Annotated in this window: 20 protein-coding genes; 10 read left to right on the forward strand and 10 right to left on the reverse strand. The window is 63.3% G+C overall.

The window, feature by feature from the left end:
- Positions 1-110 precede the first annotated feature (110 nt).
- The gene (locus N5B55_RS16875) at positions 111-1,214 is read left to right on the forward strand and encodes a sigma-54 interaction domain-containing protein (protein WP_304540470.1); all 1,104 of its coding nucleotides are present in this window, start codon (positions 111-113) and stop codon (positions 1,212-1,214) included.
- A 60-nt stretch (positions 1,215-1,274) separates the two neighbouring features.
- Here the strand turns inward: N5B55_RS16875 and N5B55_RS16880 are convergent, their stop codons facing one another.
- Both N5B55_RS16880 and N5B55_RS16885 read right to left on the reverse strand, forming a co-directional pair.
- Positions 1,275-1,415: a hypothetical protein gene (locus N5B55_RS16880; protein WP_304540472.1), complete on the reverse strand. Its 141-nt coding sequence runs from the start codon at positions 1,413-1,415 to the stop codon at positions 1,275-1,277.
- Positions 1,416-1,443: 28 nt separating this feature from the next.
- Entirely contained in the window at positions 1,444-1,848 is a 405-nt protein-coding gene (locus N5B55_RS16885; protein ID WP_065859358.1) for a hypothetical protein, read from the reverse strand.
- A gap of 322 nt (positions 1,849-2,170) precedes the next feature.
- Here N5B55_RS16885 and N5B55_RS16890 point away from each other — a divergent pair, with 322 nt between their 5' ends.
- The 3 genes from N5B55_RS16890 to N5B55_RS16900 are packed head-to-tail and all read left to right on the forward strand — an operon-like array spanning position 2,171 to position 5,714.
- Positions 2,171-3,673, forward strand: coding sequence for an RNA polymerase factor sigma-54 (locus N5B55_RS16890; protein ID WP_304540475.1), 1,503 nt, complete (start codon positions 2,171-2,173; stop codon positions 3,671-3,673).
- 5 nt (positions 3,674-3,678) lie between these two features.
- Positions 3,679-4,890: a glycosyltransferase gene (locus tag N5B55_RS16895; RefSeq protein WP_304540476.1), complete on the forward strand. Its 1,212-nt coding sequence runs from the start codon at positions 3,679-3,681 to the stop codon at positions 4,888-4,890.
- A gap of 29 nt (positions 4,891-4,919) precedes the next feature.
- Positions 4,920-5,714 carry a DUF2334 domain-containing protein gene (locus tag N5B55_RS16900; RefSeq protein ID WP_154205448.1) on the forward strand — a complete coding sequence of 265 codons (795 nt, stop codon included), beginning with the start codon at positions 4,920-4,922 and terminating at the stop codon, positions 5,712-5,714.
- Between the two features lie 9 nt (positions 5,715-5,723).
- Here N5B55_RS16900 and N5B55_RS16905 read toward each other — a convergent pair whose 3' ends face one another.
- The 6 genes from N5B55_RS16905 to N5B55_RS16930 form a co-directional block, all read right to left on the reverse strand.
- Positions 5,724-6,260, reverse strand: a complete 537-nt coding sequence (locus N5B55_RS16905) for a phosphatase PAP2 family protein (protein WP_065859365.1) — start codon at positions 6,258-6,260, stop codon at positions 5,724-5,726.
- Complete coding sequence (locus N5B55_RS16910; RefSeq protein ID WP_304540478.1) at positions 6,238-7,410, reverse strand: glycosyltransferase family 4 protein; 1,173 nt, start codon at positions 7,408-7,410, stop codon at positions 6,238-6,240. The genes N5B55_RS16905 and N5B55_RS16910 overlap by 23 nt, the downstream gene beginning before the upstream one ends.
- Before the next feature lie 7 nt (positions 7,411-7,417).
- Positions 7,418-7,849 carry a hypothetical protein gene (locus N5B55_RS16915; protein WP_304540480.1) on the reverse strand — a complete coding sequence of 144 codons (432 nt, stop codon included), beginning with the start codon at positions 7,847-7,849 and terminating at the stop codon, positions 7,418-7,420.
- A 225-nt stretch (positions 7,850-8,074) separates the two neighbouring features.
- Positions 8,075-9,349: an AI-2E family transporter gene (locus tag N5B55_RS16920; RefSeq protein ID WP_304540482.1), complete on the reverse strand. Its 1,275-nt coding sequence runs from the start codon at positions 9,347-9,349 to the stop codon at positions 8,075-8,077.
- A 53-nt stretch (positions 9,350-9,402) separates the two neighbouring features.
- Entirely contained in the window at positions 9,403-11,820 is a 2,418-nt protein-coding gene (locus tag N5B55_RS16925; RefSeq protein ID WP_304540484.1) for a hybrid sensor histidine kinase/response regulator, read from the reverse strand.
- Positions 11,821-11,909: 89 nt separating this feature from the next.
- Positions 11,910-12,692: a DUF4397 domain-containing protein gene (locus N5B55_RS16930; protein ID WP_304540485.1), complete on the reverse strand. Its 783-nt coding sequence runs from the start codon at positions 12,690-12,692 to the stop codon at positions 11,910-11,912.
- 295 nt (positions 12,693-12,987) lie between these two features.
- Here N5B55_RS16930 and N5B55_RS16935 point away from each other — a divergent pair, with 295 nt between their 5' ends.
- Positions 12,988-14,250 carry an integrase gene (locus N5B55_RS16935; RefSeq protein WP_304540487.1) on the forward strand — a complete coding sequence of 421 codons (1,263 nt, stop codon included), beginning with the start codon at positions 12,988-12,990 and terminating at the stop codon, positions 14,248-14,250.
- A gap of 287 nt (positions 14,251-14,537) precedes the next feature.
- On the opposite strand, the gene N5B55_RS16940 is transcribed toward N5B55_RS16935, so the two are convergent.
- Entirely contained in the window at positions 14,538-15,842 is a 1,305-nt protein-coding gene (locus N5B55_RS16940; RefSeq protein ID WP_304540489.1) for an NCS2 family permease, read from the reverse strand.
- Positions 15,843-17,278: 1,436 nt separating this feature from the next.
- Between N5B55_RS16940 and N5B55_RS16945 the strand changes: the two genes are divergently transcribed.
- A complete protein-coding gene (locus tag N5B55_RS16945; protein WP_009240208.1) occupies positions 17,279-18,355 on the forward strand; it encodes a replication protein RepA in 1,077 nt (358 codons plus the stop codon).
- A 77-nt stretch (positions 18,356-18,432) separates the two neighbouring features.
- Here the strand turns inward: N5B55_RS16945 and N5B55_RS16950 are convergent, their stop codons facing one another.
- Positions 18,433-18,636, reverse strand: a complete 204-nt coding sequence (locus N5B55_RS16950) for a cold-shock protein (RefSeq protein ID WP_004632415.1) — start codon at positions 18,634-18,636, stop codon at positions 18,433-18,435.
- A gap of 414 nt (positions 18,637-19,050) precedes the next feature.
- Here N5B55_RS16950 and N5B55_RS16955 point away from each other — a divergent pair, with 414 nt between their 5' ends.
- The 4 genes from N5B55_RS16955 to galU all read left to right on the forward strand — a co-directional run bounded on the left by N5B55_RS16955 (position 19,051) and on the right by galU (position 23,077).
- Positions 19,051-19,719, forward strand: a complete 669-nt coding sequence (locus N5B55_RS16955; protein ID WP_178961496.1) for a ParA family protein — start codon at positions 19,051-19,053, stop codon at positions 19,717-19,719.
- Positions 19,716-20,726, forward strand: coding sequence for a ParB/RepB/Spo0J family partition protein (locus tag N5B55_RS16960; RefSeq protein ID WP_304540499.1), 1,011 nt, complete (start codon positions 19,716-19,718; stop codon positions 20,724-20,726). Before N5B55_RS16955 ends, N5B55_RS16960 begins: the two co-directional genes overlap by 4 nt.
- A 318-nt stretch (positions 20,727-21,044) precedes the next feature.
- On the forward strand, positions 21,045-21,860 hold the full coding sequence (locus N5B55_RS16965) for a DNA-binding protein (RefSeq protein ID WP_304540501.1): 816 nt from the start codon (positions 21,045-21,047) through the stop codon (positions 21,858-21,860).
- Between the two features lie 266 nt (positions 21,861-22,126).
- Positions 22,127-23,077: a UTP--glucose-1-phosphate uridylyltransferase GalU gene (gene galU / locus N5B55_RS16970; RefSeq protein ID WP_304540503.1), complete on the forward strand. Its 951-nt coding sequence runs from the start codon at positions 22,127-22,129 to the stop codon at positions 23,075-23,077.
- Positions 23,078-23,303: the final 226 nt, after the last annotated feature.

Genomic DNA, 23,303 nt, shown 5'->3' on the forward strand with positions numbered 1-23,303 from the left:
TTCAACACAATGTGACGGGATGACGACGTACCCAGCCTTTCGGAGACTGCATCGCTGAAGATGCAGCCGCTCGCCAGGACGTCCCCGTCGCGATCAACCACGAGGGAGCCATGTCCTTGAGCGAAGCCTTCGCCGACGAACGTGCAGTGACCGCCGGGCGCCTGAGCTATCCCCCCGACCTGGCCGACTTTGACGACGCCGAGCGTGCACCGGCCGATGTCGAAACGCCTTCTGTCCAACCTGTTGCCGATCCGGATTTCGGCCACCTCTACGGCCGCTCGCCGGTGATGCGCGCGCTGTACGATCAGATCGGCAAGGTGTCCGGCACGCTTGCCACCGTGCTCATCATGGGCGAATCGGGTACCGGCAAGGAATTGATCGCGCGCACGGTGCATGACATGAGCCCGCGCGCAGACCAAGCCTTCATCGCCGTGAACTGCGGCGCCATCTCGCCCAACCTGATCGAGTCGGAACTGTTCGGCCACGAGAGGGGCAGTTTTACCGGGGCTGCGCAGCGCCATATCGGCTACTTCGAACACGCCTGCGGCGGCACGATCTTCCTCGATGAAATTACCGAGATGCCGGTCGAGATGCAGGTGAAGCTGCTGCGCGTACTGGAAACCGGCGTATTCATGCGGGTGGGCGGCACCGAGCCGATCCAGACACGCGCACGCATCATCGCTGCCACCAACCGCAACCTGCTTGAAGCGGTCAGCGATGGGGCCTTCCGTGAAGATCTGATGTACCGCCTGGCGGTGGTGCCGCTGCATGTGCCGCCGCTGCGCGACCGCGGCGACGACATCGAAGAGTTGGCCCTGCATTTTCTCGCCCAGTTCAATGCCGCGCACCAGACCGACAAGGTGTTCTCGCGTCAGGCCCTGGTGACGCTGCGCAGCCAAACCTGGCCGGGCAATGTGCGGGAGTTGCGCAATGCTGTGCACCGCGGCTATATCCTCGGCGAGAAAACCGTCGAGTTGGCGACGCCGCTCGCACAGTCGCGCGGCCCGGCGCGTCCGACGGTGAAGGAAGGTGTGCTGAGCCTGTCGGTGGGAGTGACACTGGCAGATGCGCAACGGGCGATGATCCTCGCAACCCTTGAGCATTTTCACGGCGACAAGCGCCAGGCCGCCAAGACGCTCGGCGTGAGCCTGAAAACGCTGTACAACCGTCTCGACCTCTATCAAAGCACCGCGGCCGCCGCCATGGCGGCCTGACTGCGGCGCTTCTCCAAGCTTCAACTGAATGACGCCCACCCCCTGCATCCGCGCTGAGGTTTAGCGCGGATGCGCGTGCGCGCGTTCGCCGGGATGTTCGTGGCGTCGGCGCTCCTGGGGTTCGGGCGAGGGCCGGCGGGGTGCCGGCCCGGTTTCCGCGCGGGCACGCGGGCCCGGGCGGATGGCGGTGGTGAGTGTCATCGGCATCGCGAGCCCTTTCCTTTCAACGTTATTGACCTTGCTTGGAACCGGCCGGGTAGGAATTCCCGGTCGTCGTCGCGGCGTCGTTGCCGCCGGCCTGCACGCCCGAGTGCGACATGTCCCCTGCGCTGTTCGCGCCACCCGGCACCGTCGACCCCGACTTCGACTTCTTGTGACCGTGATGCTTCTTATGCATCGGTTTGCCGGCATCGTTGCCGCCTGCGGCCGGAGTCGCTTCGCTGCCGGCCATCGGTGTATTGGCCGTGCGGTCTGCCGTCGTCGACGGCGGGTCGGTACGCTTGCCCGGCGCCTTGGTCGGGTTGCTGGATTCCTGGTTGTCGACCGGCGCGTTGGTCGTCTGGGCTAAGGCGCTACCCATACCAAGGCTCAAGATGACGCTGGCAAGCGCAGCGGTCAGGAAACGTGTTCGCATGTGGTTTCTCCTGGGAAGTGGTGCTTGATAAGAAGGCAATGGAAGCGCACTGCGGCGCGTCTCCCGCTTCCTACCGCAGCAACGCATGTACCTGCGGTGCCACCCGTCTGCCTAGGCCGGCGCAGCGCGTGACCCACGCCGACGCTGTCATGTGCCGGCAACACTGTGCATATAAAAACGACATGACCATGTAGAAACGGCGTGCCAGCCACCCACAAAGCCTTGTGGCGACTGGGTTTGTTGACATGGCATACCCTTTGCATCGAAGCGGTGAAGTGTCGGCGGAAATGTCGACGTCCACTCACCAAAGGAGGCAAGGCGAATGGTTAAGGCCGCTCTGGAAATGCGTGCGAAGCAGCATCTCGCGCTGACGCCGCGACTTCAGCAGTCCGTCAAACTGCTGCAGTTGTCTGCAACCGAATTTGCGCAGGAAATGCAAGCAGCGCTCGCAAGCAATCCGTTCCTGGAAGAAGTCGAGCAAGAAGCGGGTGCGCACCCCGATGTCGCGCGCACCAGCGACATTGCCATTTCTACCGATCTGGACGGCGTCGCGGCCGACCACGCGCCTGTAGACGATGCCCCGCTGGAAACCACCACCAGCGCCATCGAAACCGACGCGACGCTGGCCGCATCGGAAGAGTTTCCTACCGATTTCAGCACCTACTACAGCCACGGCGGCGCGCACCATGGCGACGGTGAAGACAGCGACATCGGCGAATGGGTGCATTCAACGCCAAGCCTGCGCGAGCATTTGCATCAGGAACTGCGCAGCTATCGCCTGTCAGACCGGGACTGCCTTGTTGCACAGACGCTGATCGAAGCGCTGGATGAGGACGGTTACCTGCGCCAGCTGCTTTCCGAGCTGATTCCGCTGGCACCGGTGGAGCCGCCCCCCACCGAGAAAGAGATGCAGATTGCGCTGGCGCTCGTGCAGAGCCTCGATCCGCCCGGCGTGGCAGCGCGCGACCTCGCGGAATGCCTGCGCCTGCAGATCGAAGCGCGCCCTGCTGATACCGAGGCCGAGGAGCGCATCCAGGAGATCGCACAGGACATCGTGCGCAGCCACCTCCCGCGTCTGGCCAAGCGCGAATTCACGCAAATGCGTCGTGCGCTGGGGTGTACGGAAGAAGAGTTGCGCGATGCCTGCGCGCTGATCCGCATGCTCGACCCGCGCCCGGGGCTGCGCTTCTCCCAGGCGCATGCCGGCTACATCGTGCCGGACGTGATCGTCACGAAGATCAAAGGCAAGTGGATTGCGCTGACAAACCCGTCGGTTGCGCCATGCGCGCGCATCAACAAGGTCTATGCAGAGCTGTTTGCGCAGACCCGCGGCCACCATCGCACTCCGCTGGCACATCAGCTTCAGGAAGCGCGCTGGCTGATCCGCAACGCGCAGCAGCGCTTTGCCACCATCCAGCGCGTGGCTGAAGCGATCGTTGCGCACCAGAAGCATTTTCTGGAATACGGCGAGGTGGCCATGAAGCCGCTGGTGCTGCGTGATGTGGCCGAAGAACTCGGGCTGCATGAATCGACCATCTCTCGCGCGACGGGCAACAAGTACATGGCGACGCCGCGCGGCATCTTCGAGTTCAAGTACTTCTTCTCGCGCCAACTGGCGACGGACACTGGCGGTGCATGCTCGGCCGCCTCGGTGCGGGCGCTGCTCAAGGAGATGATCGAAGCCGAAGACGCAGACGCGCCGCTCTCCGATGTGTCGCTCGCTAAGATGCTGGCCGAGCAGGGCGTGATCGTTGCGCGACGCACCGTCGCCAAATATCGCGGGCTCATGCGGATTGCGCCGGCAGAAATGCGACGCCAGGTCTGACCAACGTGCGCAAGCTGCCCTCCGACCACTACCCGCACCGCGATGACGGTGACGCCATGGCCGCCTCTCTACACCTGGCGGATGTGACAATGTTCTGGGCAGCGGAAAGCGGTGGCGTCAAACGCTACCTGCGTGCCAAGCACGACTTTCTGCGCTCCACGCACTGGCGGCACACATTGGTTGTGCCGGGCACGGCGGACGACGCCAGCAACGAGATCGCAGTGGTGCCAGGCGTGCCGCTGCCGCTGTCGCACGGCTATCGCATTCCGCTGCGCACCGGGCCGGCTGTGCGCGCACTGTGTGCTTTGTCGCCGGACCTGATCGAAGCCGGGGACCCTTATCGGCTGTCGTGGGCGGCGGTCCATGCCGGCGCCCGGCTGCAGGTGCCGGTTGCGGCGTTCTACCACTCCGATCTGCCTGCGTTCTTCCGCCGGCTGGGCGGCCCGCCGGCAGAATTGGCAGCAGCGGCATACGCCCGCAAGCTCTATCCGCACTTCGACACGGTGTTCGTGCCCAGCCGCTACATCGCGCAGAAGGTGGCCGACCTCGGCGTGCAGCGCATCGAATTGCAACCGCTGGGTGTGGATACCCGCCTGTTCCACCCCGCACGGCGCTCGCTGCGCTGGCGCGAACAGTTGGGCCTGCCGCGAGATGCCCGTGTGCTCCTCTACGTCGGCCGCTATGCGCCGGAGAAAAACCTCCACGTCCTCTGCGACGCGGTCGACAAGCTCGACGACGGGAGCGTGCTCATCACCATCGGGTCGGGCCCGACACCTCCGCGCGGCAAACATGTTCGCGCGCTTGCTTATGAAGGCGATGCGCAACACCTGGCCGCCGCCATGGCCAGCGCCGATGTCTTTGTGCATGCGGGCGATCAGGAAACCTTCGGCCTGGTCGCGTTGGAAGCGATGGCCAGTGGGGTGCCGGTCGTGACGTGCGCGGCCGGAGGGCTGAGCGAGCTGGTGGACGAGCACGTGGGCTACGCCGTGCCACGTTGCGTCGCGGATGATTTTGCGCAAGCGCTCGACGCGCTGCGCCAACGGGATCCGGTGGCGCTCGCGCATGCCGCCCGCCGCCATGCAATGCAGTACGACTGGCGGGCCGTGCTGCCGCAACTGTTGCGCCGCTATCTGGCGCTGCTCGGCCGGCAAGCCAGCGCCACCGCAGAAACATTCGAACCGGCGCGCGAGCCTGTGCGCGCATTGCGTAGCCGTTAGCCCAGACCCCACTTGCCCGGTTGACCATCATGTCGCGCTATCTCATTCTCGCCATGCACGATGTCACGCCCGCCAACTGGCCTGCGTGCAAGGTCTTGCTCTCTGCGTTGGATGAGGTGGCGCGCGTACCCAAGTCGCTCCTCGTCATTCCGAACTTCTATCGCGGCCCGACAGCCCGCCAGAGCGAGCGCTTCTGCCGCGTCATGAGCGAATGCCTGGCCGAAGGCGATGAACTTGTGCTGCACGGCTATGCCCACCTGGACGACCAGCCTCCGGGCGGCCTGATCGATCAACTGATCCGCACACGCTATACCGCTGGCGAAGGGGAGTTCTCTGCGATTCCGCTGGCCGCAGCGCGTGCGCGCATCCAAGCGGGTGCGGCGTGGTTCGCCGCCAATGGCTGGCCGCTGCATGGCTTTGTCGCACCGGCCTGGTTGATGAACCCGGCCACCTGGGAGGCGCTCGACGGCCTGCCCCTGCGCTACACCACCACGCTGCAACGCTTCTATCTGCTGCACCCGCGCCGGCCGCTCAAGGCACCGTGTCTGACGTACAGCGTTCGCTCGCCGGCACGCCGGCTGGTGTCACGCTACTACTTACGCTGGCTCGCGCAGCGGCATGCCGAGGCACCGCTGCTGCGTCTGGGCCTGCACCCGGCTGACGCAGCATATCCCGACGTCATTCGCCATTGGCAGGAACTGCTCGCTGCATGCCTTGAGACGCGCACGCCCGTGACCAAGAATGGCTTTGCACAGGTCCTCGCACAGGCCTGGATGGGCGGCCCGGAGACGACCGTCACCGGGCAAGCGCAAACGTCGTACTGATCGCGCGCGCTAAAACAGCCACACCGACATCCCGCCGATCAGCATCCCAAGCCCCGCGCCCGCGAGCACGTCGCTCGGATAGTGCAGCCCCAGTACGACGCGAGAGACAGCGACCACCAGCGTAAAGGGCACGAGTGCGAGCGCCATGCGCGGGTAGTACGCCGCCATCACGATGCTGAACGACACCGCATGCAGCGTGTGGCCCGACGGAAAACTGAACTGATCCAGCACGCGCCCGCACAGGTGGATTTCGTCGCAGGAAAGATAGGGCCGCGGGCGGCATACGCCGCGCTTGAGCAGGATGTAGATGATGAGCGAGAGCAGGCCCGTGAGCCCCATCTGCTTGGCGCATTCCCAGCCCGCCTCGCCGCCGACCACCGGCAGCGCCGCCATCAACGCATACCACAGCATGCCGTCGCCCAGGCGGCTGACACCGCGATAGAAGCGCATGGCAGACGCGTTGCCCGCTACATGGTTGAGCGCCACGGCAAGCTGCCGATCGCGTTCGCGCCAGCGCTTCCAGTCAGGCCAGGCGTGGGTCGCCATGGTAGGCCTCCCCGTTGGCGGCTGCATCGAGTACGGCGATCAATGCGGCTTCAAAGCGTTCGAGCACGCGGGGCCAATCCAGCGTCTGCGCCGTCACACGCGCCGCCTGGCCCAGCCGTTGCCGCAGGCCGGCGTCCGTGGCGAGCGTGACTGCATGCTGCGCAAAGGATGCAGCATCACCGACGCGCGCGAGCAAACCGTTCTCGTGGCCGCGGATATGCATGCCGGCCGCGGCGATGTCGAATGCCACCACAGGCAAACCGCTGGCCATGGCTTCGACGACCACATTGCCGAAGGTCTCCGTCACGCTCGGAAAGAGAAACACGTCCGCAGAGGCAAAGTGCGCGGCCAAGGCTTCGCCATGTTGCGTCCCCGCAAAGATGGCATCCGGACAACGGCGGCGCAGTGCATGACGCTGCGGGCCGTCGCCCACCATGACGAGGCGCGCATGCGGCACGCGTTCGCGCACCGCATCAAACGCATCGAGGGCGACACTCAGGTTCTTTTCCAACGCCAGGCGCCCCACCGTCAGCACGACCGGCGTATCGGCCGCGACGCCCCACTGCGCGCGCAGTGCGTCGCTGCGGGCCAGCGGGGTGAATCGTTGTCCATCGACGCCACGCGTACTGACGGTCAGGCGTTCGAAGTCGAGTTCGCTCAACTGCCGCTGCAATTCGCGCGTCGGAACGAAGGTGCGGTCGGTGCGATTGTGAAAGGCGCGCAGATAGGCGCGCACCAACGTCACGGCCCCCTCCCACGCGTAGTGGCGGCCATACTCGTCAAAGCGCGTTCTGAAATCCGAGGTCACGGGCACGCCGAGCTGCCGCGCAACTCGAATGGCCGACCAGCCGAGCGGCCCTTCCGTGGCCACATGCACAAGCTCTGGCCGGGAGGTGCCCCAGGCGCGAAGCAGGCGCCGGCGTGCAGGCAGGCCCATGCGCAAATCGGGATACAGCGGAATGGGCACGCCCGGCACACGCAACGTATCTTCCGCAAGTGCGGGCTTGCCGGCGTCGATGGCCCGTTGCCGCGGACGCACCAGCATCACGTCGTGCCCGCGCGTCTGCAGAAACGCCACGGTGCGTGCGGCTGTGAGCGACACGCCGTTCAGTTCCGGCGGCCAGGTTTCGGTCACATAAGCAATGCGCATGGATCGATCAACCTTTGTCTTCGTCGCGGCCGTGCGAAGGGCGGCCTGACTGGCCTCGCTTGTGCGCGAGATCGTCCGCGCTGCGGTTGGCGACCTGACGATCGCCGTCATCACGGTTGGCTGCATGGCGGTCGCGCACGACGCGCTCGACGCCCGGGGTATCGTGCAGATCGGTATCGAGTTGCCCGCTTTCGATATCGCGCGCGGCCTGTTTGGCACTGCTGCGCGGCTCGGAGCGTTGCGCTTCATGGTCCTCGTCACGCTCGTGCGGCAGCCGCTCGGCGGCGCCGGACAGCGGCTGGACTTGCTCGGCATTGCCATGCATTTTGTCGATGCTTTCGATGTTGTGGCCCGCGCCGGGCGCGACGGGCGGGGTCGTTCCCGCCGGACGTTCGCCACGCTGATGGGGGCCGCATAAGGCGGGGCGGAGTCGTTTCATGGCGCCCTCCTGCGGACGTGATCTGAATGCCTTGCGCACCGCAACCGACGTGCCCGCGACGCACCCGGACAGACCGCACGCGTGAAGACCGGCTCGACCGCTGCACGACAGCGTGACGGGGGCTCCGCGGCCTACCAACATGCCGGAGCGCGGCGTGACGTGATGGTTGCGTAAGGGTTACATGCGCGCTTGTAACGCTTGCTGCGCAAGGTGACTCCGAACGTATCAGCGCAGGCGGTGCGAGCGCTGCGGGTGCTGCGAGTGCTCCGTACGGCCACCGCGCAGTCGATCCAGCAACCGCTGCGACATGCCGGCCGGCGCGTCGGTCGTCCCCAGCAACGTCCCCAACGGCCGTAGCCGGTCGACGTGATCGCATACGACCTTGATCATCGCCGTGATGGACGTTCCGAGCAGCAAGCCCCACAAGCCCCAAAGCCAGCCCCACAGCAGCAGGCCGATGTAGACCACGCATGGATCGAGCTTGGACGCGCGGCTTTGCAGCCACGTCACGAGCAGCGTGCCGACCAGCGTGGCGAGCAGCAGCGTGACTCCGGCCACCACAAGCGCATCCGACCATGCACCCATCTGCAGGTATGCGCCGATGCCGCTGGCCACGGCAATCACCACCGAACCGAGATACGGCACGAAGTGGAGCACTGCAGTCGCCAGCCCCCAGACCGCTGCGTCCTCCATGCCCAGCAGCACAAAGGCCACCGTTGTCAAAACGCCCAGCACGATGTTGGTGGCAAACAGCACCAGCAGCGAATACTGGATCTGCGTGCCGATCACCGCCATCATGCGCACCGCCCGCTTCTTCTCGCTCAATGTGTGCCCCACCGCGCGCACCCACTTGCGCTTGAGGGCCTGGCCGGAAGCGAGCAGGAAATAGACAAGAAACGAGACAACGACCAGCTGGCCCGCCAGCGCGAACAGATTGGCAGAGCCGGTCCAGAGAAACTCGCGCAGCGGCAGCACCGGCTGCGCCGAGGGCGGCTCGGTAGGCACCGTTGCGGGCGAGCGCCTGGCAGGAACGGGTGCCGGCTTGCCTTGCACGCCCTCGGCGGCATGTTCGAGCGCAACCGTCACCTCGCGCACCTTGTCGAACGCGCCGCCCATGTGCCCACGCATGCCGTCGACTGCCTGCGCCATGCGTTCGACCGCCACGGGCAGACGGTCGGCCATGGCAGACACCCCGTCTTGCATCCCGAACACCAGCACCGCTCCGCCGATCCACAGGCCGAGCACCACCACGCCTGCCGCAACCGGGCGCGGCACATGGCAGCGCCGCAACCACACCACCAGCGGATTCAGGGCAAAGGCGAGCACCACGCCCAGGGTGAACGGCACCAGGAATGCACGCGCCCATTGCAGAAACACCAACGTGCCGCCGATGGCGACGAGCACCATTGCGACGCGCCAGGCAGGCTGCCGTAGCCCGTCAAGCAAGGTGCCGTGCAGGGCTTCCTGCGCAGCGGAAGAAGAAGTTGGTTCGGCTGGCATGGCAGAGAATGTGGTTGAGCGTTCCCTGCGCAAAAGTCGTGCCCCCGGGCGAACTACGACGGCGTCGAAACAGACATGGCGAGCGTGCGCAGCGTACGCACGAGGTCGTACGGCGACACAGGCTTGACCAAATGTTCCTGGAATCCGGTGGCGAGCGCCTGCGCACGGTCGTGCGGCTGCGCAAATGCGGTCAACGCGATGGCGGCCATCGGCGCAGCGCCGGGGGGAAGATGTTCGTGTTCCCATGCACGAATTCTCTGCAGGATCGCGTAGCCGTCTTCATCGGGCAGTGCGATGTCGCACACCACCGCCTGCGGGCGTCCTGCTTCACCGCGCGCAGCCCAGACGTTGAGCAACGCCATCGTCTCGTGACCGGAACCCACGCTGCCGACTTCCGCGCCGACTTGCGTGAGCAGCGTGGCCAGCGCGTCGCGCGCGTCCTGCTGATCGTCGACCAGCAGCACGCGCAAGCCCGCCAATGAAGGCAACGGCCCGGTGCGCTCGGTGTCTTCGGCCAGCGGCGTAATCAGATCCGCACCGGCATGCAACGGCAGATACACGGTAAACGCAGAGCCCTGCTGGTCACCCTCGCTGCGCGCATACACCCGCCCGCCATGCAACTCGGTCAGGCGCTTCACCAACGCCAGCCCCAACCCGAGTCCGCCTGTCCGGCGCGTGTGCGCACCGTCAGCCTGCCGGAACGGATCAAACAGATACGGCAGGAATGCCGGAGCAATTCCGCGCCCGTTATCGCGCACGACAATGCGTGCCACCTCGCCCAGTAGATCGGCTGAAAGCCAGACTTCCCCACCTTCCTGTGTGAACTTGATGGCGTTGGTGAGGAGGTTCCAGACGATCTGTTCAACCCGGTCGGCATCGCCGTCGATCTCGTGTTCGTTCACGTCAATCGTGGTGTGCAGCGCGATGCGGCGTTCGGCGGCCAGTGCGTGGACGCTGTTGACCGCGCTCTCCAGGGCGGTGCGCAGCACGAACGGTTCGCGTGTCAGGCGCAGCTTGCCGCTCATCACACGCGTGGCGTCCAGCAGATCTTCGATCAAGCGCACCTGCTGCTCGACGCCGGTCTTGATGCCTGCCAGCGCGCGCTGCATGAGCGGCGCGCCGCCGGCAACCTGGCTCTCCAATACGTACGCCCAATTCTGGATGCCGTTGAGCGGCGAGCGCAGTTCATGCGACACCACCGCCAGGAACTGGTCGCGGGCCAGCGCTGCGGCCTCAGCCTGTGCGCGGGCGGCTTGTTCGCGCAGCAGCAGTGCATCGCGCTCGCGCTCGGCCTCGGTCCGCTCGGTGACGTCGTAGACGATCAGCAGGGCCGATTCCATCGCACCGCTGCGATCCGCTTCCGGTATGACGCGCGCGTTGTAGTGCGCAATGCGCGGGCGTCCGTCCTGCACCTCCAGATGCAGCGCGAGCGTCTGTTCCGCACCCGCTGCGAAGGCCCGCCGCGCGGCGTCCTCCAGTGGCCGCGTGACGTCAGCGGAGAGCGGCGAGGCGGCCAACGTCTTGCCGATGATCACGGCAGGCGTCACGCCAAAGGATTCGGTGACCGCACGGTTGACATACACGCAGCGCAATTCGCGATCGAGCCGCGCGATCACGTCCGGAGCGTTTTCCACCAGCGTCACGAATTCGCGCTGATGGCGAAAGCGCTCGTGCTCGGCGTCCTTGCGCTCGGTAATGTCTTCCACCACGCAAACGAGCGCTTGCACGCGGCCGTCCGGACCGCGCTGCGGCGAATAGGCTGCATGCACGAAACGGCGGCCGACGCCGGCGGGGTACGGCAACTCCATTTCAAATTCAACGCGCTGACCCGCGAAGGCGTCGTTCAGATGAGACAGCACGCGCGCATACGCAGCCTCGCCCATCAGCTCGCGCAGATGGCGTCCGACCACGTCTTCGGACCGGAAGCCAAAACGCTGCGCGTAAGCATGATTGGCAAACCGCACGCGGTGCTCGGGGTCGATCTGCACAAGCGCAAACGGCACGCTTTCGGTCAGCCATTGCAACTGGAATTCCGACTCGGCGAGCGCGGCCAGAGTCTGCTGGCCCTGCGTTACGTCTTCGACCACACCCACGGCATGGGCTGAGGCACCGTCCAGGCGGGGCATGAGATAGCCGCGTTCGCGGACCCGATATTCGCGCGCTTGGCCGCGGTCGGTACCGAGCCACCGGTATTCGATGGCGAAGTCCTGCCCTCGCGCCAAGCCCTCCCAGGCGGCACGCAGTGCGACATGGTCATCCGGATGCACGTGGGCAAGCCAGCGGTCACGGACACCGCACAAGGCGTCGGCCTGCACGCCCCACGTCTGCGCCCCGGCGCTCACGTGCATACGTGTTCCCGTCAGCGGATCGTCTACCCAGAACACATCAACCTGCTTCGTGGCGGCCAGTGCAGTACGCATCTCGCGCGCTGCGCGCACGGGTGCCGACCAGCCCGTTACGGAATCACTCATTGCGCCCTTCGTTAGCAGTTTTCATTCCTGACCGCTCCGTCAAAAAAAATGCGGTGCCGTAGCACCGCATCATAGGGCGTTGAGCGACTTTACTGTGCAGGCAATTCGGACGCCGTCTGCGAGGCGCCATTGGCCTGGGCCACCAGCACGCGAATCGCGTTCGGTGTCACGGCGCCGACGCCCCCCGCCGGCAGTGTGGTGATCAGCCAGTCGGCGTTGTTACCCAGGCTGAACGGCTGCGAGGTAAAGATGATGTTTTTCGTACCCGCCGTCGCCACCCGCACCTGGTACGTGCCGCCATCGACGTAGATCGAATCCTGCGTGCTGGCCGGCGATGCGCCTCCATAGGAAGCACCGCTCATGGTCGGGGCAATGGCAGCAAGATCCACATTCGGCGCGGTCACGTAGACGTCGACGTTCGGGGCGTTGTACGAAGCATTGAAGGCACGCACGCGCGCCTTGTCCGACAGGATCGACTTGTTGTACGGGTCGTCGATGAGGGCCAGGCTCGTTGCCGAACCGTTGGCGCCTACGATGGCCAGCGCCGTATAGCGGTGGCCGTTGGCCGGTGTGAATCCGGTTGAGGCCAGCGGGGTACTGCTGCCCGTGTTCGACACCGTGGCGGTGCTGGCCGTCGCGTCGATGCCGAAGTAGTTGCTGACGTTCTTGAACGCGACATTGGAGGTTTTCGTGGTTCCGTTCACCCCGAAATCGACATTGCCGATGAACGGGTTGGCGTGCACCGTGCGGTACTGCGGCGCGCTGGTGCCGATGATCTGCCCGATGTCATTGTCACCGCCACCGCATCCCGCCAATACACCTAACGAACCCAGCGCCAACACGGCGACGATCTTTCTGATCTGTATCTTCATCTTGCACCTCGGAAGGAGAGTCTTTTCATGAATCGGCCCGCATGCATCGCGCGCCCATGGTCGTTGTTGTCGACGTGAAGCCGAAGATAAGCGCGCACATTCGGCGCGCCTATCGAACCGGTTCCGATCGTTCTGTCGGATGCGTCCGACATACGAAGCGACGTTCCCGCATTGAGCATGGCGCGTGCCCGTTGGGCTTGAAGTGTTCCTCCAATCGGCCCGTGGGGCCGTCCGCGAGTACGGATCGCTATACTTGCGCGATCTGTGTTTTCTGTGTGCGCCACACCCGCTTCGCATGCCCGAACCGCGCCCCGCCGACGCCGCGCCTCGTCCCGACAACGCCGCCTCCCAGGCCGCTCTGCAGGCATTCGCGCAAGAGCGCGAACGCGTGCAGGCGTGGCTTGCGGCGCGGGCTTCGGGCGCACGCGCGGTGGGTGCCTCCACGCTGTCGCAGTACCGTGTGGAAGCCGAGCGCGTGTGCTGGTATGCGCGTACATTCGGTAAGCCGATCGCAAGCTGGCAGCGTGACGACGCATCGGCCTACCTGCGCTTTTTGCAAGAACCGCCTGCATGGGCGGTCAGCGCGCGCGGCACCGAACGTGACGATGCCAACTGGACGCCGCTGCGCGGTCCGCTCTCTGCACGTTCCGCGCGGCAAAGCAGCATCATCACCGCCAACCTCTGCGGTTGGTTGCAGCGCACGGGCTATCTGCGCGCGAACCCGTTTCTCGATGACGACGCGCTCGTCCTTACCGTGCCGGCGCCCAGCGCGCCCGCGGGCAAGCCCGTCACAGCATCGGAACCAGACACCGCACTGTGCGCATCCGACATGGCATTGATGATCGATGCGGTACGTGCGCGTGTCGCGTTGGGCCGTGAAGCGCGCTTGCGCCAAGCGCGCGACCACTTCCTCGCCGTGCTTCTTGCGCAGGCGGGCATGCGCGTTTCTGAGTTGATGTTTGCCCGCATGGGCGATGTCGCGCTGCATGCGGTACCGGCCGCGCACGCAACAAGCGGCGCACAGCTCCCGTCATCGGTCTGGCTGCTGGCGGTCGGCACGGGCCGCGCGCAGCGCTGGTTGCCATGCGATGCGTTGATGTCTGCCCTGCGTGAGTACCGCTCGGCCTTCGGCCTGTCGCCACTGCCGCTGCCGAACGAAGCCACACCGTTGCTGCTGTCGGTGCGCAAGCGCTCGCCGCGACGCGCGGACGGCACCATCATCGACTCACCTGCCCTGCGCCGCGACTTCGGCGAGCGCAAGGGCATCGCCTCGCGTTCGCAGCTGCTCCTCATCGTCAAGGCCATGCTGGGCGAAGCCGCTGAATATGCCCGCGCCATCGGCCACGCCGACGCAGCCGTGCGCCTTGCGAATGCCTCGCTACGCAGCGTACGCGGTGTGCATTTGCGCGAGCGGCTTGCCACCGGCGAAGCCGCTGCCGACGTTGCCCATGCGCTTGGGCTTGCGGCCCTGCCGAGCGCGTCCGTGCGCGCACGCGACGCCGACCTCGCCGCCAGCATCGTTGACGCAGCCCGCAAGCTCGCCCTACCGTCCGCCTGACCTTGCTCCACACATCGCGCAGAAACGGGTACGCCCCGCCTGCGGGGATGCGGTATTCGTGCATTGTCGAAATCCATTGTCGGCGCGATCTGCGCGACAGTTGTCGCTTACCTCGTCCGCAGAATCGGGTACGCATTGTCGTTCAATCGTCGACGGCGGCACGCAGAAACGGGTACGCGAGCCTGCAACATCGCACGCAGAAACGGGTACGCTCTGGTTCAAATCCCGAAAGAAAAACGCGGACGTGAAAGTCCGCGTTTGTTTTGGATCGCTTGAATACCCGGTGCTCAGTGCCCGCCGGAGAGATAGAAGAAGCGGAACAGAAACACCGCAGAGATGATCCACACGATGACCGGTACCTCTCGCATGCGGCCCGTGAACAGCTTCAGGCCGGAGTACGTGATGAAGCCGAACGCGACTCCGTTGGCGATCGAGTAGGTGAACGGCATCATCAGTGCCGTCAGCACGGCCGGCACGGCCTCGGTGGTGTCTTCCCAGTTCAGGTCGACCAGTTCGCGCAACATCAGGCATGACAAATACAGCAGGGCGGGCGCCGTCGCGTACGCCGGCACTACACCGGCCAGCGGCGAAAAGAACAGGCACAGCAGGAACAGCGCGGCCACCGTCAGCGCAGTCAGCCCGGTCCGGCCGCCGGCCTGCACGCCTGAAGCGCTTTCGATATAGGCGGTGGTCGAGGAGGTGCCCAGCAGCGAGCCTGCCATGATGGCCGTGCTGTCCGCCAGCAGCGCCTTGTTCAAGCGGTCCATCTTGCCTTGCTTGAGCAGGCCCGCACGGTTCGCCACGCCCATCAGCGTGCCGGTCGCGTCAAACAGTTCGACCAGGAAGAACACCAGCACCACGTTCAGGATGCCCACCGACAGGGCACCCATGATGTCGAGCTGCAGCAGCGTGGGCGCCAGCGACGGCGGCATCGACACCACGCCGTGGAAGGTGTTGCCCGCAAAGAAGAAGCTCGCTGCCGTCACGGCCAGAATGCCAATCAGGATGGCGCCCTTCACGCGCAGGTGGTCCAGGGCCACTATCAAGAAGAAGCCGACCACCGCCAGGATGACCGAAGGCTGGTGCACATCGCCCAGCGTCACGAGCGTCGCCGGATTCCCGACGATCAGCCCGGCTCCTCGCAGCGACACGATGCCCAGGAACAATCCGATACCCGCAGTGATCGCCACACGAATCGAATGCGGAATGCCGTTGACGATCATCTCGCGAATGCGGAACACGCTCACCAGCAGGAACAGGCAGCCAGAGATGAACACCGCGCCGAGCGCCGCCTGCCACGTAAAGCCCATGCCCTTGACCACGGCGTACGCAAAGTAGGCGTTCAGGCCCATGCCCGGCGCCATCGCAATCGGGTAGTTGGCGTACATCCCCATGATGATCGTGCCGATCGCCGCGGCAATGCAGGTGGCGACAAACACCGCGTCGTGCGGCATGCCCGCGTCGGCCAGGATGTTCGGGTTGACGAAGATGATGTACGCCATGGTGAGGAACGTGGTCAGCCCCGCAAGCACTTCCGTGCGGACGTTGGTCTGGTGTTCCTCGAGCTTGAAAGTGCGCGCAAGCCAGGTCATTCAGGTTGTCTCCTCTTGTTGTGAAGTGTCATCGCCGGCCGACGCTGTCCTGCGTCTGACTCCCCCGATGCACGCCCACCATGGGGCGACACTACTCTTAGCAAGATTCCGGCACCCCAAGGCGGCGCGGTCGAAATACTGTTCATGCGTATGGAATGATGAAAGACGCGACGGCCATGTGCCAGGCCCCGCGCGGGATGCGCATGATGCCCGAAACGCCGTGCCCGTGCATCCGGCCGGCGAGATCCGTCGCATTGGCAGCGCGAGGGCGGACTTCATCGTAAAGCCGTACCCGTTTCTGCGAAATCCAAACGCCACGGGGCATTTAGGGCGATCACCGTACCTGTTTCTGCGCTTGTTTCCGCAGAAACAGGTACGGCCCCCTGCAGGAATAAGAGCGCGTCATAACAAGCAAAGACGTACCTGTTTCTGCGAGCCGCTGAATGGTCTGCCGTACCCGTTTCTGCGGGTGCTCACGCCACGGGGCCGGAATCCAGGCGAACCCATTTCTGCGAAAGCAAGCCAGGATCTGCCGTACCTGTTTCTGCGAAAGGCCACGCAGAAACGGGTACGGCTAATCTGCAAGCCTCGCCGCCAAGCCTTTGGCTAATAAGGCTTTTTACCCGCAGAAACAGGTACGGTGATCCGACCGAGGGGCACCAAAACATTGGCAAGCCGCATCCGCCGGTGCAGCTTTCAGCGATGAAAGTTCAGAATTCCGCCGTCGAGGCGGAAGGCCTGTCGCTGTGCAGCAGCGCGCGGCTTGCGAATCGCCACGCAGAAACAGGTACGCCCGGCCTCGTGGCTGACAGTCCGTAAGCGTGCACTCGCTTTTTCAGCAACCTCGTAATTGCGCTGACGCAGAAATCACGGAGATGGGCTCACCCCGCAGATTTGGGTACGCTACGACGCGCCGAAATCGACCTTACTCACGCAGAAACAGGTACGCTTTGGAGGTAGTCAGGCTGCGCCCACCCCAGAAATCGCCAAATCCGCCGCAGAAACGGGTACGCGCCTGCAGAAACACACTGAATCACCCCGCCCTCCCTCCGTTTTCTGTGGATAACACTGTGGACAACATGATGTTGTCCCCGCAGATTCCGGTACGCCCGATGCGCAGAAGCGGGTACGGTTTCGCGCAGAAGCGGGTACGCCATCGCGCAGAATCTGGTTCGCAGGTACGCAGAATCTGGTTCGGTTTACGCCACTAAACCTAGTGCTGGCAAGGCTTTGCGGGACGCGTATACGGTTTACCTGTAGTAAACGTAGAAGGTATATATGACTGGTAGTAAGGAAAGGTCTTCCGTGGACAACCTTAACGGTTGCCCACCGATGCCCTTCCCGCGACAACGAGCAAAATTCAGAAAACGTACCCAAATCTGCGTGACAAGGCGAAGGCGTTTTAGTACAAAGGCTCTGAACAATTCTTGCCCACCATGGTCACCAAACGCCTCACACCCAATGGGAAACCGGACGACGATTCGCCCGGCCGCATCATCGTCCCTTCGGGAGGGCAAGTCATTGCCGCGCCGGAGAAATTTCAGCGCCTGTTCGACGAAGCGCAGGCGATGGAACGCGAAGACGCCTGGCAAAGCGGCGAGGTCGGCTTTCTCAGCCGCGCCAGCGTGCAGGTCACCCTCCCCTATCGCGCGCCCAAAGGTGCGCCGCCGGTCTGGACGCGTTCCAGCGGCAATATCTCGTTGATGATCCAGCCGGGCTACTTCACGCAGCAGCGTTCCGAGCGGGCAAGCAATGGGCGGCAGCGCATCGTCTCCGAGACGGTCTCCTTCGGCTATCCCTATGGCTCGTATCCGCGTCTGATGCTCGCCTGGATCGGCAAGGAGATCATGGCCAAGAAGAAACGGGGCGAGTTCCAGGGTACGGTGGAAGACCGGCGTATCTCGCTGGGCAACTCGCTGTCCGAGTTCATGTACAACTTGGGCATTCCGATGGCGACCGGCGGCAAGCGGGGCACGATGACGTTGGTGCGCCAGCAGATGATTCGCCTGTTCTCGGCGACGATTGCCATCGTGCAGAACAAGTCGGCACCCAGCAGCCAAAACCAGAACCAGGAGCCGCTATCGATCGATCGCATCGGCTACCTGCTGGCCGACCAATTGTCGACCTGGTGGGATCCCATGCAGCCAGGGCAGGGCTCGATGTTCGAGAGCTTCGTTGTGCTGTCCGAACCGTTCTTCAATGAGCTCGTGAATCGGCCTGTGCCAGTCGATATGCGTGCATTGAAGGCGCTCAAGCAATCGCCATTTGCGCTGGACGTGTATTCGTGGCTCACATACCGCTTCTTTACGATCCAGAAGCGTACGGAGATTCCTTGGGAGGCACTGCAGATGCAATTCGGTACCGAGACCGAAAGCGAGCGGAAATTCCGTGCGCTGTTCCGCAAGGCGCTGAAGGACGTGCTCGTTGTCTATCCTGACGCCAAGGTGGATGCCGACTCTTCGAAGGCGCTGATTCTGCAGCCCTCGCGAACCAGCGTGCGCAAATTGGCCTGAAGCTGAACAGAGCGTCAGGCAAAAAGAAAGGGGAGCAGAAGCTCCCCTTTTTTCATCTCAGGCGATCAGCCTGAAACTTATTCCGGCTTGATCGCCGAGGCTTGCAGACCCTTCGGGCCTTGCTTCACCTCGAAGGTGACCTTCTGGCCGTCCTTCAGGGTCTTGAAGCCCGAACCCTGAATTTCGGAGAAGTGCGCGAACAGATCTGCGCCGCCGCCGTCCGGAGTGATGAAGCCGAAGCCTTTGGTTTCGTTAAACCATTTGACAGTACCCGTGGCCATGCAAAAATTCCTTTAAAAAACAAAAAACACGTCGTCCAGCCGATCCGGACATCGCACGAAGAACCGGCTGATTCCGAATCTTGCGTAGACAAAGTCTTCAGACGACTGTCTAAGCATCATAACGAGTTTGGGGCAGAGTGTCGATGGGCGGCATTTTTCTGAAATGTCGCTTTTATGCATCTCACTGGTAAACACCTAGGAAGCCTGCAAATGCAGGGCTGAATGCATGAAGTTATGCGTTAAAGGCGGCATTTACATCTCAATTTAGGTTGATTAAGGACTACGCGTCCTGCGCCGCACACCCCTCTGTTTCCGATGAAATTTGTATGAATTGAATTTTATCGATCTTGTGTTTTCCTGTCGTCTTCCCTAAGATGAGCGCTGCTGACTTTCAGCGCTGAAAGTGGAGGGCTAGTGAGCGCCAAGATCGTAACGGTATTCAATCAAAAGGGCGGCTGCGGGAAGACCACGGTCAGCATGCATATCGCAGGTACCCTCGGTCTGCGCGGTAATAAGACCCTGCTCGTCGATATGGACGAGCAAGGCACCGCCACCCGTTGGGCCGCCCAGGCTCCTGAAGAGAAGCCCTTCCCGGCTTCGGTCATCGGATTGGCGCCCTCTGGAGGCGCCATGCACCGGGAAGTCCGCAAATTTGTCGCGGACTACGATTACATCGTGGTGGATTGCCCTCCGGCGGTTCACTCACCGTCATCCTCAAGCGCGTTGCTGATTTCGGACGTCGCACTCATCCCTGTTGTGCCTTCGCCTCCGGACCTGTGGGCTGCGGTGGCGGCCAAAGCGCTTGCACAGCAGGCTCAAGTCACCAATGAGACGCTCCGCATTCGCGTGCTGGCGAACATGGTCCAGCGGCGGGTTTCGCTTGCAAAACAAGCAATTGAAATTCTCGGTGATGATGGTGATATTCCTTTGATGGATTCCATGATCGGCTCGCGCTCGGCATTTCGCGAGTGCCAGGCGATCGGCGCAACGGTGCACGGTGTGCCAGGCGCCCGGGAAGCGATGAGTGAAGTCGACCTCTTGATCGACGAGGTATTGCAGTTGTTGCAGGAGGAACGTGTATGAGCGCGAAGTTGAGATCGCTCAAGGACGGCATGCTGGCCGGCATTGCTGCAGAAAAGACCAAGGCGGCACCGGTGGATCGCTTTGCCTTGGCGGAAAAAGCGATTACGTCGCACCCTCGCGGTCTTCTGGGGCAACCCGCTCCAACCCCCGCTTTCAGCGCTGAAAGTGCCGCCGCTTCGAACGCTTCCGAGCGCCGGGTCATTAAGGTCCCACTAGAGCGTCTGCAGGAAAATCCGCTCAACGCCCGCCGTATATATGATCCGCAGATCGTCCAGGAGCGGGCTGCATCGATCGCTACGCATGGTCAGCAAACTCCCGGTTTGGCAGCCGCAGATCCAGCACGCCCCGGCTGGTATGTCTTGATTGATGGCCACTATCGTAAGCGGGCGTTGGCTGCTGCCGGCAAGGCAGAGATGGACTGCTTCATTGAAGACGGCCTGTCGGACATCGATTTCTACCGCCTGTCCTTCGTTCTGAACGAGCAGCGTTCCGGCCAGTCCGTACTGGACAACGCGATCGCCTGGCGTCAGCTATTGGACGAAGGAAAAGTTAGGAAAGAAGAAGATATTTGTGAAATTACCGGCGTATCGGCGGGAACGGTCAACAAGACGCTGGCCTTGTTGAAGCTGCCGGAGTCCGTTCTCGAAGTGATGAAGGAGCGGCCGGCCGGAATTGGTATCGCAACCGGTTACGAGTTGACCCTGTACTTCAAGACCGCGGGCGAAGATCGGACGCGCGAGCTGGTACACCGTGTGTTGGAAGAAGGGCTCTCGAGCCGCGATGTGGAGCAGATCCGTAAGGTGGCTCAGGAAGGACGCACCCGGAAGGTTAAAGAAGTCAGCCGCCAATACAAGATCAGAAGTGCAGAAGGTGATCTTCTCGGCACAATCAAGGAATGGGACTCCGGCCGAGTCATGCTGGATGTCAAGCTCGCCGATCGTGGCGCGCGTGAATCGCTGGTCGAGGCGCTTAAAAGCCGGTTTGGCTTGGACGTCGCGCTGCTGTAGTGCCGCCGCACACTGAATATAGGCGCCCGCGAGGGCGCTTTTTTTTTTTGTCCGATTTCTGTGTGCTGCACGTCGACACCTGGCGTGAGCGTACCCGTTTCTGCGTCACCTCACGCGTGGAATCCACACCTTTCAGGGAAGGCCCGACTTGGCCTATAGCCGGTGCTGGAAGGGCCAATCCGGGAAGTCACAGGCATTTTAACGCCTCAGAATCGCACTGCAAGAAAAAAACGGCGATATATAAATAATGTACATCACACGTGCGTGCTTGAGGTTTTTAACCTCTGATGTACACTATAGAAGCACTTGATAGACCTTATGGCCCGACCCGGACTCCATTTCTCGGCAGAGCAGCAGCAGCGGATCATTGACGCGATCCGGCGGCTCGATATTGCATTCCCGCATGACAACGCAGTGTTCCTCGACGAGGTCATTGAAGCGGTTCAGGCTGTGACGCGGCGCATCTATGGCGTGCGGCGGTATGTGCAGTGGTTGACTGAAGCTGGAGTACGTCGCCGTCCAAGCAACACGACGCTTCAGAAAGCGGTCGACCGCGCACAGGGCCGCGGTTCCGCTGCAAGGAGTCCAGCAGCCGATTCGGTGGAGCCGTGGCCGATTCCATTGCACGCAGAAACGGGTACGCTTTCAGCGCGGGAGGAGCAAAACCGTATCGCTTCACGCGCTATTGGCGCGCCAGGTGCAGGTGCCGAATGGATGGAAGCGCGCATTCGCGCCGAGGTGGCGGAGCGTGCGCTGGAACACGAATCCGCCCGCAATCGGCAATTGCAGGCTGCGATGGCGGACTTGGAGCGGCGGCTCGGCGAAGCGCTCGCCACGGCGCCTGCCGTGCCGCCCAAATTGACGGACGAGACGCTCGAGCGTCTCGAGCGAACGATGGAAACCGTCACCCGCCTCGAGGGCGCAGCCAGCGCACTGGCGGGTACGGAGCGCTTTCTGCGCTTGCAGAACGATGCGGTGCGTCAGCAGACGCAAAACGAAGCCGATCAACTGCGCCAGCGCATCCGTACGCTCGAGGCGGAGGTCGCGCAGCTGAACGCCCAGATCGATGCTTACCGACGGACGGCAGAGCGCGCAGCGCCGGTCTCGCGCGGCTGGGTCAAACCATCTTCCTGATGTTCTGATGCGCGGTTGGCGGGCGCTTACTGGTCTGCACAGGGTCAATATCCCAAAAACAGGCACGCAGAATTGGGTACGCTTTTCGACTTTCGGCGCTGAAAGTTCATGTGACGGAGTTGCAACCCGTTGTAGGAAAGGCGTTGAGCCGAGCCTCCTAGCCGCCTACCGCCGGTTCAGGAGGCGTGCAAGCCAAGGCCGCAACGCGCGGGGCCGGACTGGCATATGACTTGCTCATGACACTACGTCTCACCAATGGAGTTGTCATGAACGAGAAGATCACCAAGGCCGTGTTCCCCGTGGCGGGGCTCGGTACGCGCTTTCTCCCCGCCACCAAGGCCAGCCCGAAAGAGATGCTGCCGATTGTCGATAAGCCGCTGATCCAATATGCGGTGGAAGAGGCTGCTGCTGCGGGTATCACGGAAATGATCTTCATCACGGGCCGCGCCAAGCGGGCTATCGAGGATCATTTCGACAAGGCGTACGAACTCGAAACTGAACTGGCCGCCAAGAACAAGCAGGCGCTGCTCGAGATGGTGCAGTCCATCAAGCCGGCCGGCGTCGAGTGCTTCTATGTGCGCCAGCCCGAGACGCTCGGTCTTGGCCACGCGGTGCTGTGCGCGCAGAAACTGGTACGCGACGAACCCTTCGCCGTGATCCTGGCCGACGACTTGCTGGACAACCAGCCGCCTGTCATGCAGCAGATGACGGAGCTTTACGATCACTACCGTTGCTCCATCGTGGGTGTCGAAACCATTGCGCCGGAGGCGTCGCGTTCGTACGGCGTGGTAGCAGGCCGTGAATGGGACGACCGCCTGATCAAGCTCGACGGCATTGTCGAAAAGCCGGCGCCGAAGGAGGCACCGTCCAACCTGGGCGTGGTCGGGCGCTACATCCTGACGCCGCGCATCTTCGATCATCTGCGCAATCTGAAACCGGGTGCCGGCGGCGAACTGCAATTGACCGACGCCATCCAGAGCCTGCTGGCTGAAGAGCAGATCCTGGCTTATCGCTACCGTGGTCAGCGCTTCGATTGCGGCAGCAAGTTCGGTTACCTGCAGGCGACGGTCGAGTTTGCTTTGCGCCATCCGGAAGTGCGTGCTGACTTTGAGGCCTACCTGCATGACCGGCTGGGCCTGGCCCAAACACACCAGGATGTTTCTGCCGAGTTGGATTCGTTGGTCCGCGACACCATTCCGCTGAGCGTGGCCGCCTGAGCCTCGCCTCTCTCTCTCTTTCTCAGAGCCGGTCGTGCGGAATCCCGCACAGGCCGCCCGGCCGATTCTGAGAAACCGCACACCCTCCGTATCCCCCGCCTTTCCGCCGATTTCCCGTAAGGCCTTGTGCCATGGGCGTTTGTGCCGAATCGGCGCGCGCGCGTTCCGCATGGAATGCTTCTTGAGAAAGAGCGACCACCCATAAACCGGCGGGCCGCTCGGACGT

The sequence above is a fragment of the Ralstonia pickettii genome, from assembly GCF_030582395.1.
In the GTDB taxonomy this organism is placed as follows: domain Bacteria; phylum Pseudomonadota; class Gammaproteobacteria; order Burkholderiales; family Burkholderiaceae; genus Ralstonia; species Ralstonia pickettii_D.

Coding starts and splice junctions, on each gene's coding strand:
- N5B55_RS16880 (WP_304540472.1), bottom strand. CDS start 1,415: ATGACACTCACCACCGCCATCCGCCCGGGCCCGCGTGCCCGCGCGGAA.
- N5B55_RS16945 (WP_009240208.1), top strand. CDS start 17,279: ATGGTCACCAAACGCCTCACACCCAATGGGAAACCGGACGACGATTCG.
- N5B55_RS16900 (WP_154205448.1), top strand. CDS start 4,920: ATGTCGCGCTATCTCATTCTCGCCATGCACGATGTCACGCCCGCCAAC.
- N5B55_RS16935 (WP_304540487.1), top strand. CDS start 12,988: ATGCCCGAACCGCGCCCCGCCGACGCCGCGCCTCGTCCCGACAACGCC.
- N5B55_RS16905 (WP_065859365.1), bottom strand. CDS start 6,260: ATGGCGACCCACGCCTGGCCTGACTGGAAGCGCTGGCGCGAACGCGAT.
- N5B55_RS16890 (WP_304540475.1), top strand. CDS start 2,171: ATGGTTAAGGCCGCTCTGGAAATGCGTGCGAAGCAGCATCTCGCGCTG.
- N5B55_RS16960 (WP_304540499.1), top strand. CDS start 19,716: ATGAGCGCGAAGTTGAGATCGCTCAAGGACGGCATGCTGGCCGGCATT.
- N5B55_RS16915 (WP_304540480.1), bottom strand. CDS start 7,849: ATGAAACGACTCCGCCCCGCCTTATGCGGCCCCCATCAGCGTGGCGAA.
- N5B55_RS16965 (WP_304540501.1), top strand. CDS start 21,045: ATGGCCCGACCCGGACTCCATTTCTCGGCAGAGCAGCAGCAGCGGATC.
- N5B55_RS16925 (WP_304540484.1), bottom strand. CDS start 11,820: ATGAGTGATTCCGTAACGGGCTGGTCGGCACCCGTGCGCGCAGCGCGC.
- N5B55_RS16940 (WP_304540489.1), bottom strand. CDS start 15,842: ATGACCTGGCTTGCGCGCACTTTCAAGCTCGAGGAACACCAGACCAAC.
- N5B55_RS16885 (WP_065859358.1), bottom strand. CDS start 1,848: ATGCGAACACGTTTCCTGACCGCTGCGCTTGCCAGCGTCATCTTGAGC.
- N5B55_RS16875 (WP_304540470.1), top strand. CDS start 111: ATGTCCTTGAGCGAAGCCTTCGCCGACGAACGTGCAGTGACCGCCGGG.
- N5B55_RS16910 (WP_304540478.1), bottom strand. CDS start 7,410: ATGCGCATTGCTTATGTGACCGAAACCTGGCCGCCGGAACTGAACGGC.
- N5B55_RS16930 (WP_304540485.1), bottom strand. CDS start 12,692: ATGAAGATACAGATCAGAAAGATCGTCGCCGTGTTGGCGCTGGGTTCG.
- galU (WP_304540503.1), top strand. CDS start 22,127: ATGAACGAGAAGATCACCAAGGCCGTGTTCCCCGTGGCGGGGCTCGGT.
- N5B55_RS16950 (WP_004632415.1), bottom strand. CDS start 18,636: ATGGCCACGGGTACTGTCAAATGGTTTAACGAAACCAAAGGCTTCGGC.
- N5B55_RS16920 (WP_304540482.1), bottom strand. CDS start 9,349: ATGCCAGCCGAACCAACTTCTTCTTCCGCTGCGCAGGAAGCCCTGCAC.